This window comes from Microbispora siamensis (assembly GCF_016863095.1).
GTDB classification, from domain to species: domain Bacteria; phylum Actinomycetota; class Actinomycetes; order Streptosporangiales; family Streptosporangiaceae; genus Microbispora; species Microbispora siamensis.
On record NZ_BOOF01000036.1, the window covers coordinates 48,470 to 66,558 of the forward strand.

17 protein-coding genes are annotated in these 18,089 nt (G+C 73.1%); 5 read left to right on the plus strand and 12 right to left on the minus strand.

The window, feature by feature from the left end:
• Positions 1-11 precede the first annotated feature (11 nt).
• From Msi02_RS28970 to Msi02_RS28985, 4 genes are all read right to left on the minus strand, one after another.
• On the minus strand, positions 12-1,622 hold the full coding sequence (locus Msi02_RS28970; protein WP_204051177.1) for a thiamine pyrophosphate-binding protein: 1,611 nt from the start codon (positions 1,620-1,622) through the stop codon (positions 12-14).
• Between the two features lie 222 nt (positions 1,623-1,844).
• Positions 1,845-2,864, minus strand: coding sequence for an NAD-dependent epimerase/dehydratase family protein (locus tag Msi02_RS28975; RefSeq protein WP_204051178.1), 1,020 nt, complete (start codon positions 2,862-2,864; stop codon positions 1,845-1,847).
• 12 nt (positions 2,865-2,876) lie between these two features.
• Positions 2,877-3,785 (minus strand): allantoinase PuuE, encoded by a 909-nt coding sequence (gene puuE / locus Msi02_RS28980; RefSeq protein ID WP_204051179.1) that lies wholly within the window; start codon positions 3,783-3,785, stop codon positions 2,877-2,879.
• Between the two features lie 64 nt (positions 3,786-3,849).
• Positions 3,850-5,226: an amidohydrolase family protein gene (locus Msi02_RS28985; RefSeq protein ID WP_204051180.1), complete on the minus strand. Its 1,377-nt coding sequence runs from the start codon at positions 5,224-5,226 to the stop codon at positions 3,850-3,852.
• Positions 5,227-5,742: 516 nt separating this feature from the next.
• On the opposite strand from Msi02_RS28985, the gene Msi02_RS28990 reads away from it, so the two are divergent.
• Entirely contained in the window at positions 5,743-6,465 is a 723-nt protein-coding gene (locus tag Msi02_RS28990; RefSeq protein ID WP_204051181.1) for an SDR family NAD(P)-dependent oxidoreductase, read from the plus strand.
• Between the two features lie 45 nt (positions 6,466-6,510).
• Here Msi02_RS28990 and Msi02_RS28995 read toward each other — a convergent pair whose 3' ends face one another.
• From Msi02_RS28995 to Msi02_RS29015, 5 genes are all read right to left on the minus strand, one after another.
• Complete coding sequence (locus Msi02_RS28995; RefSeq protein WP_204051182.1) at positions 6,511-7,194, minus strand: endonuclease V; 684 nt, start codon at positions 7,192-7,194, stop codon at positions 6,511-6,513.
• A gap of 149 nt (positions 7,195-7,343) precedes the next feature.
• Entirely contained in the window at positions 7,344-7,652 is a 309-nt protein-coding gene (locus Msi02_RS29000; RefSeq protein ID WP_204051183.1) for a thiamine-binding protein, read from the minus strand.
• Positions 7,653-7,725: 73 nt separating this feature from the next.
• Complete coding sequence (locus tag Msi02_RS29005) at positions 7,726-8,211, minus strand: DUF6194 family protein (RefSeq protein ID WP_204051184.1); 486 nt, start codon at positions 8,209-8,211, stop codon at positions 7,726-7,728.
• Between the two features lie 131 nt (positions 8,212-8,342).
• Entirely contained in the window at positions 8,343-9,200 is an 858-nt protein-coding gene (locus Msi02_RS29010) for a universal stress protein (protein ID WP_204051185.1), read from the minus strand.
• 186 nt (positions 9,201-9,386) lie between these two features.
• On the minus strand, positions 9,387-10,781 hold the full coding sequence (locus tag Msi02_RS29015) for a cellulose binding domain-containing protein (protein ID WP_204051186.1): 1,395 nt from the start codon (positions 10,779-10,781) through the stop codon (positions 9,387-9,389).
• A gap of 213 nt (positions 10,782-10,994) precedes the next feature.
• Between Msi02_RS29015 and Msi02_RS29020 the strand changes: the two genes are divergently transcribed.
• Genes Msi02_RS29020 through Msi02_RS29030 form a run of 3 tightly spaced genes read left to right on the plus strand, consistent with a single transcriptional unit; the run spans position 10,995 to position 15,991 of the window.
• Positions 10,995-12,134, plus strand: coding sequence for a carboxylate-amine ligase (locus Msi02_RS29020; RefSeq protein WP_239108789.1), 1,140 nt, complete (start codon positions 10,995-10,997; stop codon positions 12,132-12,134).
• Positions 12,135-12,137: 3 nt separating this feature from the next.
• Positions 12,138-13,919 (plus strand): N-acetylglutaminylglutamine amidotransferase, encoded by a 1,782-nt coding sequence (locus Msi02_RS29025; protein ID WP_204051187.1) that lies wholly within the window; start codon positions 12,138-12,140, stop codon positions 13,917-13,919.
• On the plus strand, positions 13,919-15,991 hold the full coding sequence (locus tag Msi02_RS29030; RefSeq protein ID WP_204051188.1) for a prolyl oligopeptidase family serine peptidase: 2,073 nt from the start codon (positions 13,919-13,921) through the stop codon (positions 15,989-15,991). The genes Msi02_RS29025 and Msi02_RS29030 overlap by 1 nt, the downstream gene beginning before the upstream one ends.
• 16 nt (positions 15,992-16,007) lie before the next feature.
• Here Msi02_RS29030 and Msi02_RS29035 read toward each other — a convergent pair whose 3' ends face one another.
• Positions 16,008-16,217 carry a hypothetical protein gene (locus Msi02_RS29035; protein WP_079319579.1) on the minus strand — a complete coding sequence of 70 codons (210 nt, stop codon included), beginning with the start codon at positions 16,215-16,217 and terminating at the stop codon, positions 16,008-16,010.
• Positions 16,218-16,369: 152 nt separating this feature from the next.
• Positions 16,370-17,050 (minus strand): hypothetical protein, encoded by a 681-nt coding sequence (locus tag Msi02_RS29040; protein WP_204051229.1) that lies wholly within the window; start codon positions 17,048-17,050, stop codon positions 16,370-16,372.
• Between the two features lie 32 nt (positions 17,051-17,082).
• On the opposite strand from Msi02_RS29040, the gene Msi02_RS29045 reads away from it, so the two are divergent.
• Positions 17,083-17,274, plus strand: coding sequence for a hypothetical protein (locus Msi02_RS29045; RefSeq protein WP_204051189.1), 192 nt, complete (start codon positions 17,083-17,085; stop codon positions 17,272-17,274).
• Here Msi02_RS29045 and Msi02_RS29050 read toward each other — a convergent pair.
• Positions 17,259-18,011, minus strand: coding sequence for a sulfite exporter TauE/SafE family protein (locus Msi02_RS29050; protein ID WP_239108790.1), 753 nt, complete (start codon positions 18,009-18,011; stop codon positions 17,259-17,261). The two genes, Msi02_RS29045 and Msi02_RS29050, sit on opposite strands and share 16 nt — an antisense overlap.
• Between the last annotated feature and the right edge of the window lie 78 nt (positions 18,012-18,089).

Consider the following 18,089-nt stretch of genomic DNA (forward strand, 5'->3'; position numbering starts at 1 on the left):
CTGTACAGCCCTCACGGTCCCACCTCCCAGACGATCACGGTCGGCCGTGCGGCCGTCAGCGCGGCGGCGGCCTGCTTGGCCGCCTCGGCGGCGTTCGTCACGCGGACGCCGTGGCAGCCCATGGCCTGCGCGAGCGCCGCGAAGTCGGGGCGGGCCAGATCCACCGCGTACGGTGCGATGTCGCGGTCGAGCATGTTCTGCCGGATCTCGCCGAAGCCGTGGTTGTCGAGGATCACCACCGGCAGCGGCAGCCCCAGCTCGGCGCCGGTGACCAGTTCCTGGGCGCTGAACATGAACGCGCCGTCTCCGAGTAGGGCCACCACCGGCCGCGCCGGCTCCGCGAGCCGCGCCCCGATCGCCGCCGGCAGGCCGTACCCGAGGGTGGAGTAGCCGACCGGCACCAGATAGCGGCGCGGCTCGGACAGCGGCCAGAACGGCGCGGTGCCCAGGTAGGAGACCTGAGAGCTGTCACCCACCACGACGACGTCGCCGGGCAGCTCGGCCCGCAGCGCGTCCTGCGCCTCGCGCCACCGGTCGCCGCGCTCCACGGCCTGCTCCAGGCACCCGGCCCGGGCTTCGGCCGCCCGCCGTTCCCCGGCGCGTTCCGTTCCGGCGAGGCCGGCCGGGACAGCGGACGCGGCGAGCCCGGCCGCCAGCGCGGCCAGCGCCTCCCGGGCGTCGGCGTGCACCGGCAGCGTGGCGCGGAGGTTCTTGTGCAGCTGGGCCGGATCGAGATCGACCCGGATGACGGCGCCGCGCGGCGCCAGGCGGTCCGGCAGTTCGGCGTCGCCGAGTTCGCTGCCGACCACGAGCAGGACGTCGGCGTCCTCCATCAGCTTCCGGGCGGCGGCGAAGCCGAGGAAGGGGCCGACGGCCAGCGGATGGTCCTCGTCGAGCACCCCCTTGCCCGCGGTGGTGGTGACCACGGGCGCGCCGAGCGCCTCGGCGACCACCCGCAGGGGCGCGGCGCCGCCGAGCGAGCCTCCCCCGGCGACGATCACGGGGGATCCGGCCCGCGTGAGCAGGCCGAGGGCCTCCGCCACCGCGGCCGGGGACGGCGCCGGCGGGTGCGGCGCGCGCCACGGACCCGGCACGTCGCCGTCCCAGGGCGCCTCCAGCACGTCCAGCGGCACCTCGATGTGCACAGGACGCGGGCGCTCGGCCGCCCAGCGCGCGAAGGTCTCGTGGACGGCGTCGACGGCCTGCGCCGGGGTGCCGGGCCGGACGCTGCGCGCCACCGCGGCGTCAGCGGCGGCCCGTTGGTCCTTCATCTCGTGCAGCCACCCGTAGTCGGCGCGTTCCCTGCCGGTCGGCACACCGGGCGACAGCACCAGGAGCGGGACGGAGTCGGCGTAGGCCGTGCCCATCGCGGCCATGGCGTTCATCAGGCCGGGCCCGCTGGTGGTGACGACGAGCCCCGGGCGGCCGGTGACACGGGCGTACCCGTCCGCGGCGTACCCCGCGCCCTGCTCGTGCCGGGTCACGACGTGGCGGATCCCGCTCGCCGCCATGCCACGGTACAACTCCAGGTTGTGCGTGCCGGGGATGCCGAAGGCGAGGGCGGCCCCGTTGGCGGCGAGCGCCTCTGCAATGGCGGTTCCGGTCGTGCGTCGCGTGCTCATGCGTCCGGCTCCGCGAAGCTGCGGCGGGCCGGGGCGGGCGTGGTCTGGCGCCATCGGTCTCTCCCGGTGGTGTGCGGCGGGCGACACGACCAGGACACGCCGCGCGGATTTCGGTTGAGCATCATCTCGGGTTTCCAAACGATAAATTTAACGATTTAGGGATCTTGACTACGTGTTTTTGACGATCTAGGCCACATATGGCGCGTGAATGTGAAAGTGCGCCTAATCGGGCGTGCCGGGGCACTCCGGAGCACGGTTCTCGGGACTCCAGTTCGCGAGGGCCCACTCCCGGTACTCGTCCACCTGCCGCTGCAGGTCACGCGGTCGCCATCCCAGCTGCCGCGCCGCCCTCCGTACGCTGTAGGTCCCGTCTTTGCCCGAACGCAGTGCGGGGTCGGCGTCGGCGACCGCCCGCTCCCGGTCGGCGGCCAGTTCGACGCCGAACAGCTCGGCCAGCCGCGGCACCGGGACGCTGACCCCGCCGGCCAGGTTGAACGCCACGCTGCCCACGTCCGGCCCGCTGCACAGCAGGTCGAGCGCGGCGGCGACGTCGACCGCGCTGATCCAGTCACCGGCCGCCAGGAGCGTCCTGGGTGTCACCGCCAGCGGCGTCCCGGCGACGAGGGACCGCGCCAGGTGGTACGGCAGGGACATCAAGGTCCGCGAGGAGGTGGGCCGCTCCATCGGGCCGAACACCTTGGTGCAGCGCACGATCGGCACGCTGATGCCGTAGAGGGCGGCGAACCTCCTGGCCACCATCTCGGCGGCCACCTTGCTGACGCCATACATCTCGTCGGGCTCCAGGGGTGTGTCCTCGTCCTGCGGCTCCGTCCGCCCGGGGTCGCCCGCGCCGTACACGGCCGCGCTGCTGACGTGGACGACCCGGCCGACCGAACCGGCGCGGCGGGCTGCGTCCAGGACGGTGGCGGTGCCCATGACGTTGACGTCCAGGAACCGCCCGGGGTCCTCCAGCTCCCACTCGGGCACCAGGGTCACGGTGGCGCCGTGCACCACCGTCTCGGGCCGGTGGCGGGCGAACAGTGTCGCGACGCGGGCGCGGTCGCGCACGTCGCAGCGCTCGAAGTCCACCCGGCCGGCCACGTCCGCCAGGTGGCTCGACCAAGCCTCGTCCGGTTCGCCCACATCGAGGGCCAGCACCCGCGCCTCCTCGTGGTCACGCAGGAAGCACCGGATGAACACGCTCATCACGAAGCCGCAGGCTCCGGTCACCAGGACACGCATCACCCGTCCCCCTCAGGACGCGCGCGCCGGGCCGGCGGGATGCGTCGCGTGCCAGTGCCGGGCGATGTCGACGCGGCGGGTCACCCACACGTCGTCCGCCTCGGCGGCGTAGTCGAGGAAACGCACCAGGTCGGCGGCGCGGCCGGGGCGGCCGGCGATGCGCGTGTGCAGTCCGACGCTCATCATCTTCGGCCGGTCGCCCCCCTCTTCGCGGAGCAGGTCGAGGGCCCGGCGCAGATAGGCGGAGAAGCTCTCCGACTGGAAGCCGTAGGTGTTCAGGTAGCGGCCGTCGTTGTTGTCCAGGGTGTACGGGACGACCAGGTGCGCCCGGTCGCCGACGTGCTCCCAATAGGGCAGGTCGTCGGCGAAGGAGTCCGAGTCGTACAGGAACCCTCCCTCCTCCACCACCAGATGCCGGGTGTGCGGGCTCATCCTGCCGGTGTACCAGCCCTCGGGCCTGTCGCCGGTGACCCTGGTGTGCAGGTCGATCGCCCGGCGGATGTGCTCCCGCTCAAGCTCGGCCGGCATCTCCGCGTAGTCGATCCAGCGCAGGCCGTGGCAGGCTATCTCCCACTCCGCCTCCCGCATGGCGGCTACCGCCTCGGGGTTGCGCTGCAGGGCCTCGGCGATGCCGAAGACCGTGACCGGCAGCCCACGCTCGGTGAACAGCCGGTGCAGCCGCCAGAACCCGGCGCGGCTGCCGTACTCGTACTGCGACTCGACGTTGAGGTTGCGGATGTTGGGGAACTCCCGCGTCGGCTCCTCGGTCAGGAACGCCTCCGAGCACCGGTCCCCGTGCAGGACAGAACGCTCGCCGCCCTCCTCGTAGTTGACGACGAACTGCAGGGCGACCTTCGCGCCGCCCGGCCAGCCGGCGTGCGGCGGGCGCCGGCCGTATCCCTTGAGGTCTCGTGGGTACATGGGGTTCTGCTCACCTCTCGACGTGGGTGGTTCGGGGGGCGTCAGGGCGACGTACGGTCACGTCTCAGCAGTCGGGAACGGAGGCGGCGCGGCGGGCCGGCAGGAGCGGGACCACGCCGGTGTCCGCGCCCGAGTCGGCGACGAGCGGGGCGACAAGCCGGCCGCTCTGGTAGACGGCCCGCACGTCCCACAGCCGGGAGACGTCGCGGGTGGCGTCGCCGCCGACCACGAGCAGGTCGGCGAGGCGGCCGGGCGCGAGGGTGCCCACCTGGTCGGCGATGCCGCACGCCTCGGCGGCGACCGCGGTCGCCGCGCGGATGGCCGCGAGCGGCGACATGCCGGCCGCCACGGCCAGCTCGATGCCGTGCTGCAGTCCGCCGAAGGCGACGTCGTACGGACCGGCGTCGCTGCTGATCGCGATGCGCGGCCCCAGGCCGTCGGCCAGCATCGACGACAGGATGCCGAGCTTCATGTCGAAGTACGCCTCGATGGCGGAGACCCGGCCCTTCTCCACGTCGCCGAGCGGGCCGTGCTCGGCCCGCCGGCGCAGCTCCACAAGCGTCTCCCAGCCGCCGGTCTGGGCCGTGAAGCTGATGAAGGTGCCCGCGTCGTGCACCGTCTGGGCGACCGCCGGGTCGTAGACCATGCGGCCGCTGGAGGCGACGCCACCGCCGAACTCCATCATCTCGCCCGGCACGAGGAATTCGCCGTGCTCGATGCAGTCGAGGCCGGCCTCGACCGCGTTGACCATCGAGGACGTGGCCCGGCAGTGAGCGGTGGTCAACCGGCCCAGGCCGTGCGCCGTCTCGACGGCGACGCGCATCTCGGCGGCGGTGTAGGAGGAGTAGTAGGGGATGTTGCCCGCGGTCGCCCCGCCGGAGGCCATGATCTTGATGTGGTCGGCCCCCTCGGCCACAAGGCGGCGTACGGCCGCGCGGATCTGGTCGGCCCCGTCCGCGACCCCGTTACACCAGTAGAAGTGCCCGTACGAATGGGTGATGGGGCGGCCTGCAAGCAGCATCCGGGGGCCTCTGACATAGCCCCGCTCGACCGCCTCCCGCACCTCGAACACGATGCGGTTGCGCCCGCCGTTGTCCCGGATCGTGGTGACGCCGGAGGCGAGGTGCCGCTGCAGGTTGCTGACGGCGATCAGTGCCATCATCTCGTCCGAGTCGAGAACCTGCTGTTCGTACGGGGTGCCGTCCCCGGTCAGCGTGATGTGGCAGTGCGCGTCGACGAGACCGGGGACGACGGTGGCGTCCCCGTAGTCGATCACGCGCACGCCGGGCCGGGCGAGGTCCTCGGCGGCGTCCGCGGCCGCGCACACCCGCACGACACGGTCTCCCCGCACCTCGATCACCGCGTCGTGCAGGACGTCGTCGCCGAGGGCGGGATACACCCGCGCCGCCCGGAGAAAGCGCTGGTCCGAGCTGAGGTTCACTGGATTCCTTTCTGCCGGGCGGCCTCGGGGGCCGCGCCACCCAGGCCGGGGGGGCACGGCCGCTCGCCGCGGCCTGCCGATGGCGAGGCACGGGCGGGAGCGGCCGTCGGATGACCGCTGCCGGACCGGGCGGCCCAGGATGACGGGACTCTCCCCGGAGCCCCGGCGCCCGTCGCCAAGGGGTCGATCAAGTTCCTCAAATGTGACAGAGCTCTTCCAGGCTTGTCTAGAGGGGCGAATGGCGTTACATCGATTTCACACAGGCCTCCACCCCATCTCCGGGGGCCCTCGACGGGAGCCCTCTCTGCCTCCTCAAGGTCTGCGCAGGGCAACCGCGCACGCCAGCCCACGTATACGGCTGGCGTTATCGAACCTTGACGCATCGAGGCCTGGACATCCCACAGAGGCGGAGGCATATTGTCGGCCCCACAGCTCACTCAAATTTGACGAACATTTCCACCGGTTGACGGATGTTCGGAGATGCCGTACCGGGAACCCGGGGAGAGAGGAAGCACAATGCCTGGAACCGTCCTGGTGACCGGAGCCGCTTCGGGAATCGGCGCCGCGACCGCGCGACGACTGCACGAGCACGGCTGGCGGGTGTGGGCAGCCGACCTCGACGAACGCGGCCTGGGAAGGCTGAGTCCAGAGATCGTCAGCCGGGCGGTGGACGTGACCGACGAGGCCGCCGTCGAATCGCTGCTCCACGACGTCGGACAGGCCGAGGGATGCCTTGACGGGGTCGCGGCCTGCGCGGGGATCAGTCACACCGCGCCGGCCCCCGAGACGCCGTCGCGGACGTTCGACGAGGTGCTCAACGTAAACCTGCGCGCCGTTTTCGTGCTGGCGCGGGCGGCCCTGCCGCTTCTCGCCCGATCTTCCGCCCCCTCCTTCGCGGCGATCGCGTCCGAGCTCGGCACGGTCGGCGCACCGGGGCTGAGCGCGTACAGCTCGTCGAAGGCGGCCGTCATCAACCTCATGCGCGTCCTCGCGCTGGAGAACGCCGCGCGGGGCATCCGCTTCAACGCCGTGGCGCCCGGCGGCACCAGGACACCGATGCTGGAGCGGGAGCAGGCGCGCCTCGGCAGGACGCTCGCGGACTCGGCGGCGAACATCCCGCTCGGCCGGCTGGCGGAGCCCGCCGAGATCGCGTCGGTCGTCGAGTTCGTGCTGTCGCGCGACTCCTCGTTCATGACGGGCAGCGTGCTGGTGGCCGACGGCGGCTACACGGCGCGATGACGGGGTGAGGAACCGGGGGTGTGTGCCGCGTTCGCCGGGCGCTCGTCAGGCGGAGGCGGCCAGGGCGGCCTTCAGCGCCGAGCGGGACAGGCGGTCGGCGGCGCGCGTCGTCTCGGGGAGCCGGTGACGCGGGGTCAGGGCCAGCACGTCGTGGCAGGCCGTCTCCAGGTCGACGCGGTGGCCGACGGAGACGAAGACCGGTTTGACGTCGTCCCGGGTGCGCAGCACGCGGCCGACCACCTGGCCGTCCAGGAGCAGGTCGCTCCACGAGCCGCGGTCCCGGCCGGGCGGCTCGAAGGAGCCCACGAAGGCCGTCTTGCCGACCCCGATCGTAGGCAGGCCGGTGAGCACCCCGAGGTGGCAGGCGAGTCCGAACCGCCGCGGATGCGCCAGGCCGTACCCGTCGCAGACGATCAGGTCGGGCGTGACGGTGAGCCGCTCCAGCGCCTCGACGAGGCTGGGCAGTTCGCGAAAGGCGAGCAGGCCGGGCACGTAGCCGAAGGCGGGCCGTCCCGGCGCCGTCACCTGCTCGACCACGTCCAGGGTCGTCCCGTCGAGCACCACGACCGCGGCGGCCAGCAGGTCGTCGGCATAGGCCACGTCCACCCCCGCGACCAGGGCGGGGTCACGGGGACCGGGGCCGGTCAGGTCCAGCCGGGGTCGCAGGGCGTCCTGGATCGCCTCCGCCTCCTCGGCCGTGGCCGGCGCGGCGATGGAACAGACCTTCATGCGGCGACGATAGACGCCACGGGCGACCGGACGGGTGTCAGGGTTCGGGTTACCCGGGGTGCGCAGGCGGGCGACTCCGCCTTCGGCGCGACGCTCCGCCCGGCCCGGTGGGGAGTCCGTCCCCGTCCGGATCGGCAGCCCGGCCGTGGTCAGGAGGCGCCTTCGGCGAGGTGGCGTTCCACGGAGGCGACCTTGGCGTCGAGCCTGCCCTGCCCGGCGCGGGCGTCGGCCTTGAGCACCAGGCTGACGCGGGAGCAGCGGGCCTCGACGGCGGCGACGGCGTCCTTGACGACACCGAGCACCTCGTCCCACGTCTCCCCCTCTACCGTGGTGAACATGGCGTCGGTGCGGTTGGGCAGCCCGGACGCGCGGACCACGTGCACCGCCTCCGCCACCGCCTCGCCGACATCCTCACCGGCGCCGATGGGCGTGACGCTGAAGGCGACGAGAACCGACATGAGACCTCCTCGAAGATCGCATCCCCCGGGCCACGCTAACACCCGCCGCCGGGCGGCAGCGGGTGCGGGTGGGTCACGCGCGGGTGGTCCGCTCGCCCGTCCTGTGGCGGGCGGCCGCACGGGCGTGCGCGCCGGTCAGGAGATCGCGCACCCGCGCGGTGGTGGCGTCGCCGGGGTTGAGCACGCAGATCCAGGACTGCGCTGCGTACAGGGGGTGCGGCAGGACGCGGTCCGGCACCCGGTAGTCCAGCGCCTCGTGGTGGTCGGCGTGCGCCGCCGGCGGATAGCCGAGCACTTCCTCGAACACGGTGCGGCCGACTCCGATGTTGACCCGGAAGACGCCGGGGCGGTTCAGGTCGGAGGCGGTGTCGAACCCCTCGTAATCCTTCACGACGATCGTGGCGAAGGGCATCTTCCGGTTGGCCGGCTCGTCGTCGGGGTCGTAGTAGAAGAAGGTGTCTCCCCATGCCGCTTGCGGGGCGCCGTTGTCCTCCGCGGCGGTGAAGGCGACGACACCCGGCAGGCCGGTCACGAATTCGATGACGTCGTTCTCGGTCACACGAGGTCCTTTTCTCTTCGGATTTCCTCCTTCAAGTTTCTCATTGAAGTCCTATATAGGACTTTTTCCGGGAATCCGCTGACAGCCACTCGCCAACCCTCAAGTCGCGCGTGAGACCCGCGCGTCCGGTCTCAGCTCCGGGGAGGCCGCACCACCGCGACGGGGCAGTGCGCGTGGTGCAGGACCGCCCGGCTCACCGAGCCGAGCACCGCCGCGCCGACGGCGCCGCGCCCGTGCGACCCCACGACGAGCAGGTCGGCCTTCTCCCCGGCCTCGACCAGCGCGGCGACCGGGTGCGCGCAGACGGCCCGCATCTCGGCGGCGACGTCGGGATACCGGTCCCGGTAGGTACGCAGCGCGCCCGCCACGTAGTCCTCCTGGGCCTTGCGCACCTCGTCGACGTCGTAGGTGATCTCGGGTGCGAAGGGGTGCACCGGGAGCTGCCAGGCGTACAGGGCGAGCAGCCGGCAGTCGCGCAGCCGCGCCTCCTCGAACGCGTAGGTCAGTGCGGCGGCGGCCTCGGCGGAGCCGTCGACGCCGACGACGACCAGCCCGTGGGGCGCCGACACCCCGGCACGCACCACGACGACGGGGACGTCCACCTGACCGGCGACGTGCATGCCGACCGACCCGAGCAGCATGCCCGTGAACCCGCCGTGTCCCCTGCTGCCGATCACGATCTCCGCCGCGTTCCCGGACTCCTGACGCAGCACCCGGGACGGGTCGCCCTCGATCATGGCGGTGGCGACGCGGACGGCCGGGTGGGTCTCCCGCACGGCCTGCTCGGCCTCCTCCAGGATCCGCCGTCCGGCCCGGTCGAGTTGGTCGTCGATGGGGATGGGATAGCGCGCGATCTCGTACGGCAGGCGGTCCACCGCGTGGACGATCCGCAGCGGCAGGCCCTTGCGCGCCGCGTCGCCCGCGGCCCACTCCACGGCGGCGGCCGCCGCGCGCGAGCCGTCGGTGCCCACGATGACGGGTTCGGTCATGGCTCCTCCTTCTGCTCCTGTCCCCTATCCGACCGCCTGCGCCTCGTCGGAGGCAGGGCCGCTGGTCCCTGCACCGCGGGACCTTTCTCCTCCCCCGGGGCAGACGTGGCAGACATGGAGCGGCCGGCTCGCGTGGCGCCGAGGCACCGCCGCGAGCCGGCCGGAGGCCGGGAACCGGTAGGAGGGTCAGGAGCAGGTGAACCCGCTCGCCCCCGGCGAGGAGGGGCCGGACGCCTGGAAGCCGAAGCTCGCCGACGCGCCGGGCGCGAGGTTCGTCGCCCACGAGGGCGCCTTGGCCGTCCAGCGGGTGCCGCTGGAGGTCACGGTCGCGCTCCAGCCGCTGACGAGGCTCACTCCTGACGGCATGTCCCAGGTGACCGTCCAGTTCTGCCAGGCCGCGGTGCCGGTGTTCTTGACCGTGACGTTCGCCGTGAATCCGCCCTGCCACGAGTTGGCCACCTGGTAGGTCACCTGGCAGGTCCCGGGGTTCGCCGACGGGGACGGGCTGGGGCTGGGCGACGCGGACGGGGACGCAGAAGGAGACGCGGAGGGGGACGCCGACGGCGAGGCGGAGGGCGAGGCCGACGGTGACGCCGAGGGCGACGCGGACGGCGACGGTGACGGCGAGCCGCTGGGCGTCGTCGTGGTGTAGGTCGCCTCCGTGTAGTCCGCGCCGCACTGCGATCCGCAGGACGCGGGCAGGGCGAAGCTGTAGACCCGGCCGCCGTTCACCAGCGCGTCGGAGGCGTCGCGCACCCGGATCTGGAACCGCGTCGCGCCCTGCGTGACCCCGCCGATGATGTACGACTGGCCCATGTCGGAGTTCATCTGGGCCTGCTTCCAGGCGCCGTCGGCGTAGTACTCCACCCCGTGGATGCCGTTGGGCAGGTGGGAGACCGCGATCGCGGGCCACCACGCCTGCGCGCCCTTCATGAACCCGATCCTGATGTCGCCGCTGTAGCCGGGTGCCGGAACGAACGACCAGGTCACGTGGCGGTTGTTCCAGTGGTTCGGGTACATGTCCCCGACCGGCGCCCCGTTCTTGACGAACCTGTTGAGCGACGGCTTCGACAGGTCCAGGTGATACCGGTCGTCGCGGCACCAGCCGTTGGAGTCGCCGCAGCTGTCGGCGACGAGCATGGTGAGCGTGGCGCCGTTGTAGGCGTCGGAGACCCACGAGCCGTTGCGGCAGAACGCCTGGCCGGGCGCGCCGTCGTTGACGCCGGTGCAGTAGTCGGAGATGCTCACCTTCACGTACCGGCCGCAGTTGAGGCCGTTGTTCCACAGCCCGGCCTTGGAGGCGTTCGCGCCGGTCAGCGGGCGGGGGTAGAAGGAGTAGTCGCCGGGCGTGTCGTACACGTTGAGCGCGACGAAGTCCTGCGAGTCCAGCTCCGACTGCGGCAGGCCGCAGCCGCCGTACGGCGAGCCGAGGCCGTCGAAGTAGGTCGCGCTGCCGGTCACCGGCGCGGGCGGGTCGTCGACCGCGCCGGCCGGGGTGGCGGCGGGCCAGGCGGTGAGCAGCACCGCGGCGACGGCGGCCGCCCAGATGCGGCGTCGGACGGAGGTTGCGCGGCCGGTCATCGGGCTCCCTGCGGTCACGGTCGTGCTCTGAACGTCGAGATCGTGGCGACGGGGTGGCGGGCCGGTCAAGGCGCGCCCACGGGCGACCCCGGTGAGCTGGGCCGTCCTCGGTGAGGGCCTGTAACTTTCATCACCATCCGAAACCAGAGACGTGCGTAAGCCGACTTTCGGGGCAGAGGAGGCAAAAGCACTCATCAGCCTGGGAGCGGCTACATGACACACCTCGCACGGGATATGGCGGTCGGCGTCGAAGAGGAGTTCCACGTCGTGGACCTGGGAACCCGGCAGCTCGTCCCGCGCGCCGGCCTGCTCCTCCAGCAGTTGCCGCCCGACCGGTTCACTCAGGAGTTGCAGCGCTCGATGGTGGAGGCCAACACCCGCCCGTGCACGAGCCTGGAGGACCTCTCCCGGGAGCTGACCGGGCTGCGGGCCGACGCGATCGCGGCGGCGGACGGCCTCGGCCTCGGCATCGTGGCCGCGGGCACGGTCCCGCTGGTCGACGCCGAGACGATGAAGATCTCCCCCGATCCGCGCTATGAGCAGATGCTGGCCGACTACCAGGCGCTCGCCCGCGAGCAGCTCATCTGCGGCACCCAGGTGCACGCCGAGGTGCGCGACCGCGACCTCGCGGTGGCCGTCGCACACCGGCTGGCTCCCTGGCTGCCCACGTTGCTGGCCCTGAGCTGCAGCTCGCCGTACTGGATGGGGGCCGACACCGGCTACTCGAGCTTCCGGTCGATGGTGTGGCAGCGCTGGCCGACCGCGGGGCCGGCGGCGCGGTTCGAGTCGGCCGAGGAGTACGACGCGATGGTGGACGAGCTGATCCGGTCGGGGGTCATCAGCGATCCCGGCATGCTCTACTTCGACGTACGGCCGTCGGCGCACGTGCCGACCGTCGAGCTGCGGCTGTGCGACGCCTGCCCGCGGGTGGACGACATCGTGCTGATCGCCGGGCTGTTCCGCGCGCTCGTCAGCCGGGAGCTGGACGCCCTCGCCGCCGGCGAGCCGCCCTCCGCGGCCGCGGAGTCCGTGCGTACGGAGCTGGTGCGGGCCGCCTCCTGGCGGGCGGCGCGTTCGGGACTGGACGGCGAGCTGGTCGATCCCGTCGAGGGCGTGCCGAGACCGGCCCGCACGGTCGTCGGCCGGATGCTGGAGGGGCTCCGGCCGGAGCTGGAGGAGTCCGGCGACTGGGCGCTCGTCTCGTCGCTCGCGGCCCGGGCGTTGGCCGACGGCGGATCGGCCGCCCGGCAGCGCGAGGCGTTCCGGCGCGGCGGCCGCCTGACCGACGTGGTGGACCTCCTGCTGGCGGAGACGAGATCCGGAGACCGGCGACTCGCGGCGGCCGGGAGGTAGGACATGTGCGGACTGACCGGCGAGATCCGGTTCGACGGGCGGCGCGCCGATATCGGCGCGGTGGGCAGGATGACCGACGCGATGCACGATCGCGGCCCGGACGGGTCGGGCCTGTGGTCACAGGGCCCGGTCGCCCTCGGCCACCGGCGCTTGAAGATCATCGACCTGTCGGACAAGGCGGCCCAGCCGATGGCGGACCCCGCCCTCGGCCTGGCCGCGGTTTTCAACGGCTGCCTCTACAACTACCGTGAGCTGCGCGAGGAACTGCGGGCCGAGGGCTACCGCTTCTTCTCCGACTCCGACACCGAGGTCCTGGTCAAGGCGTTCCACCGCTGGGGCCCGGACTGCGTGCACCGCTTCGCGGGGATGTTCGCCTTCGCCGTGTTCGAACCGGAAACGGGACGGCTGACGCTCGCCCGCGACCGGCTCGGCATCAAGCCGATGTACGTGTCCGAAGACGGGCGGCGGCTGCGCTTCGCCTCCACCCTGCCCGCGCTGCTGGCCGGGGGCGAGGTGAGCACCGACATCGACCCGGTCGCGCTGCACCACTACATGACCTTCCACTCGCTGGTGCCCGGCGACCGCACGATCCTCTCCGGCGTGCGCAAGCTGCCTCCGGCGACCGTACGCACGGTCGAGGCCGACGGGACCTCCCACGACACGGTCTACTGGAACCCGCCCTTCACCCGGCTGCCGCGATACGAGGGGATGGACGCGCACGACTGGCGCGAGGCCGTGCTCGACCGGCTGCGCGCGGCGGTCCGCAGGCGCATGGTCGCGGACGTACCGGTGGGCGTGCTGCTGTCGGGCGGGCTGGACTCCAGCGTCATCGTGGCCCTGCTGGCCGAGGAGGGCCAGCGGGACCTGTCGACGTTCAGCATCGGTTTCCACGCGGCCGGCGGCGACGCGGGGGACGAGTTCCGCTATTCCGACCTGGTCGCCGAACGCTTCGGCACCGACCACCACCGCATCCTCATCGAGGACTCCCGCCTGCTTTCCGGCCTGCCGGAGGCGGTGCGGGCCATGAGCGAGCCCATGGTCAGCCACGACTGCGTCGCCTTCCACCTGCTGTCGGGGGAGGTGGCCAGGCACGTCAAGGTCGTGCAGTCCGGGCAGGGCGCCGACGAGGTGTTCGCCGGGTACCGCTGGTTCCCCCCGCTGGCCGCCGTGCCGCGCGAGGACGCCTTCGCGACGTACGCCCGGGAGTTCTTCGACCGGCCGCACGAGGACCTGGCCGGCATCGTCGCACCGGACCACCTGGTCGAGGAGGACGTGAGCGCCGACGTCGTCCGCCGCCACCTCGACCGGCCGGGCGCCGAGACCGCGCTCGACGCGGTGTTGCGCCTGGAGACCCGGCTGATGCTCGCCGACGACCCGGTCAAACGGGTGGACAACATGACGATGGCCCATGGTCTGGAGGCCCGTACGCCATTCCTCGACCACGAGCTGGTCGAGCTGGCGGCGGCGTGCCCTCCGGAGCTGAAGCTGGCCGGGGGCGGCAAGGGCATCCTGAAGGAGGCCTCCCGGGCGCTGCTGCCGCGCGAGGTCGTCGACCGGCCGAAGGGCTATTTCCCGGTGCCCGCGATCCGGCACATCGACGGGCCCTTCCTCGACCTGGTGCGCGACGCGCTCACCGCGCCCGCCGCGCGCTCCCGCGGCCTGTTCGACAAGGCGTACGTCGAGGAGCTGCTGGAGAACCGGGAGGCCCACCGCACCACGACGGGGGTCAACGTGCTGTGGCAGCTCGGACTGCTGGAGATGTGGCTGCAGGCGCAAGGAATCTGATGGTGGAGCACCTCCTCGGCGCTGTGTTCCCCGGCACCGGGTCTCCCGACGCCGGGTTTCCCGACACCGTGTTCCTCGACGCCGGGTTTCTCGACGTCTGGGGCTGCTGGACGCCGGCTCTGGCGCCGGACCGGCGCGCCGTCGCGTACGTCAGCGACCGGGACGGCGCGCCGCGGGTCTGGGTCCAGCCGCTGGAGCCGGGCGGGCGGGCACGGGTCGTCGACACCGGACCCGAGCCGGTCGCCGACGTGAGCTGGTCGCCGGCCGGGGACCGGCTGGCGGTGCTCGTGGCGCCGGGCGGCGGCGAGCACACGCAGGTCTGGACGGTCCGCGCCGACGGCGGCGACCTGCGTCCGCTGGCCGCGCCCGAGGGCGGTTCGGCGTGGTTCGCCGAGTGGACCGGCCGGGGCGACCTGCTCCTGGTGACCGAGGTCTCGGCGGCCGGACTGACCGAGGCCCTGCTGATCGACGCGGCCACCGGCAGCCGGGAGACGGTCGCCGCCGGGCCGCTGCTGCACCCGGAGGCGGTCAGCCGCGACCACGCGAGGGTGCTGCTGCGGTGCGGCCCCCGCGGGGTCAGGCGCATGTACGTCAAGGACCTCTCCCCCGGCGGCATCAACCTCCCGGGAGGTGACGCGGGCCTGTCCCGGGGTGGCCCAAGCTTTCCCGGGGGTGGCACGGGTCTGGCCGGGGGCGTCGCCGAGCGGCCGCTGCTCGCGGAGCTGCCCGGCTCGACCGAACACGGCGTGCTCTCCCCCGGCGGAGGCACCGCCTACCTGCTGACCGACGCGGGCCGGGACCGCGCCGCGCTGGTCGCCGTGCCGGTCGACGGGCTGGTCGGCGCGCCGGTCGACGTGCCGGTCGGCGGGGGCCGGGAGGGCCTGCCGGTCGTGGTGGCCGAGCGCCCGGACGCCGAACTGGACCGCTTCGCGCTCACCGTGGACGGGCGGCGCCTCGTGCTGGTGTGGAACACGGCCGGGCGCTCGGAACTGGAGGTGCTGGAGGCGCCCGGCGGCGGTTCGGATGACGCCGGCCCCGCGGACACCGGCCCCTCGGACACCGGGCCCGGTGCGGGGTTCGGTGCGGGGTTCGGCGGCGGCCCCGGGTGGGTGCGACGCCCGCTCCCCGCTCCGCCCGGTGAGGTGGTCTCCTCGGTCAGGCTCGCACCGGACGGCCGGGTGGCCGTGCTCGCCGTCGAGGGACCGGCCCAGCCGTCGCACGTCGTGCTGTGCGACCTGGACACGGGCCGATACCTGCCGGTCGCCGGAACCGGCCCGCTCGCCGGGGCCGTGGACGCCGAGCTCGTGCGCGTCCCGGCCCGCGACGGGCTGGAGCTCAGCGGCTGGCTCTACCGGCCGCCCGGCGTCCCGGGCCCGGCGCCGTACGCGGTCTTCCTGCACGGCGGGCCCGAGGACCAGGAGCGACCGGTGTTCACCCCGCTGTACCAGTGCCTGGTGGCCGCCGGCATCGGCGTGTTCGCGCCGAACGTACGCGGCTCGGCCGGGTTCGGCCGGGCCTTCCGCGACGCCGACAACCACGCGCTGCGCTTCCGCGCGATCGACGACGTGGCCGACTGCGCCGCCTCCCTGGTGCGGGCGGGGCTCGCCGACCCCGCCCGGCTCGCGTGCCTGGGCTGGTCGTACGGCGGCTACCTCACGCTGGCCGCGCTCGTCACGTATCCCCGGCTCTTCCGCGCCGGGGTGGACGTGTGCGGGATGGCAGACTTCGCCACCTTCTACGAGCGCACGGAGCCGTGGATCGCGGCGGCCGCGGTGAGCGAGTACGGCCATCCGGAGACCGACCGCGACCTGCTGCACGCCCTGTCGCCCCTGCACGCCTTCGACCGCCTGACGGCTCCCCTGCTCGTGGTGCACGGCGCGCGGGACACCAACGTCCCGGTGTACGAGGCCGAGCAGGTCGTCCGCGCCGCCCGGGCCCGGGGCGTGCCCTGCGAGCTGCTGCTGTTCGAGGACGAGGGGCACGAGATCCGGCGGCGGGCCAACCGGGTCGTGTTCGTGCGGCGAGTGACCGAGTGGCTCGGACGGCGCCTGACCAGCGTGTCCTCCGGGTGACCCCGGCGGCTGTCCGTCAGCGTGACTCGTGCAGCCGCGCCAGGTCGCTCTCCATCTTGGCGATGACCCGCTGGTACCCCTCCCAGCCATACAACCGGAACAACTCGGACTTCATGCGGAGCGTCTCCTCCTGCACCGCCTCTGGACCCTGGCGGCGTATGGCGTCGAGCGCGAGACGCGCCTGCCGCTCTCGGTCGGTGCTTCCGGCGAGATCCTCGCGTCTCATCTCAGGAGTAGGCATGGGGCTCTGCCCTCCGGGTCTGGACGAACGGTGCCTACACCTGACGCGCCTCGGCGGCCCCAGGTTGACGGCCGCGGGAAAAACTTCTGAACAAGCGCCTACCGGCGAGTAGGCATCACGGGTCCCCCGACGCTCCGTCAGGGCGCCTCGCCGCCGGGGACGTCGACCGCGATCTCGCCGCCCAGCCGGTGCCCGTCGCTGAGGACGAGGTTGTCGCCGCTCCAGAACCTTCCGGGGTCGTACCAGTTCGGGCGGCGGCCGGCGGGCAGCAGGCCCATCGCCTCGTACGTCAGGGCGACGACCTCGGCGCAGTAGGCCGTCTCCAGTGCGCTGTCCAACGCGCTGTCCAGCGCACCGGCTCGGGCGCCGTCCCGTGTGTCGTCCCGTGCCCCGCGCCGGAGCGAGGGCAGCCGCCCGCGCAGCCAGCGCCCGGCCAGGCGGGCCGTGGAGGGGAACGGCGTGCCGTCCAGCCGCGCGATCGTCCGCAGGACGGCGTCCTCCATCTCCCTGGTGGCGGACGGCTCCAACTGCCGCAGCCAGGCGCGCTGGCCGTACCTGGCCGCCCAGACGCAGACGGCGTCCCGCATGTCGTGCAACTGGACGCCGCGCTGATGCGTGCCCGACCACATGTCGGGCAGCGACCGGCCGAGTTCGGCGTGCCACATGAGCGGCGGCAGGTCCTCGATGACGACGGCCATGCCGACGTGGTTCACCGGGCTGTTGGTGGTCACCTGGATGGCGCGGTCCGGCACACTGCGTCCGCGGAACACCCAAAGGTCGCCGGTACGGGCTAGTTCGATCGCTTTGTCGAGACTTATCCGCGTATGAGCCACGGCAGTAGCCTAGGCACATGCGGTGGTGGAAGATACTCGGCCTTGCGGCCTTCGCGGGTGTCGCGGCGACCGGTGTGGTGATCGCCCGGGCCGAGCGGCGGCGGCGTGCGTACACGCCCGGGGAGATCCGGGAGCGCCTGCGGGCCCGGCACGCCGAGGCCGTCGCCGCGGCGGAGTCGCCGGACAGAACCGCTCAGCCGCCGCGGTAGGCGTCGACGCCGAGCTTGACCGCGACCGCGAGGCCGCAGAGGGCCGCGGCGAGGCGCAGTGTCTGGCCGGGCAGGCGGCGCGCGACCGCCGGGCCGAGCCAGCCGCCGACGAGGAACCCCACGGCCAGGGGGCCCACCGCCGCCCAGTCGACCGGGCCGAAGACGGCGAACCAGACGGCCGCGACGGCGTTGGCGAGCGCCGCCACGACGTTCTTGACCGCGTTGACGCCCGCCGCCGGGCGGTCGAGCGCCGCCGCGAGCACGGCGAACATGATGATCCCGCCGGCGGCGCCGAAGTAGCCCGTATAGATGGCGACGCAGAAGACGCCCACGCGCAGCGCCAGGCCGCTCTCCCCGCCGAGGCTCACCTGCCCGGGGCGTGGCGGGCGCAGCAACAGCAGCAGCGAGGCGCCCGCGACCAGCCACGGGGCGACCATCTCGAACGTCCGCGACGGCGTGACCAGCAGCAGCCCGGCGCCGGTCGCGCCGCCCAGCGCGGCGGCGAGTCCGAGGCGGCCGACGAGACGTCCCTGACCCGCGAGTTCGGGCCGCGACCCGGCCGCCGCTCCCACACCGGTGAACAGCAGCGCGACCGTGTTGGTGACGTTCGCGGCCAGCGGCGGCAGGCCGAAGGCCAGCAGCGCGGGGTACGACACGATCGAGGCCAGGCTCACCACCGTGCTGACCACTCCGGCGACCAGGCCGACCCCGGCCAGCCCCAGCACGTCCACAAGCACAAAGGCACCCAACCATACGGGATCCGGACGGCCTCGACCGGCCTCCTCCTCATGGTGCCCGGGGTCCCGGCGGCCACC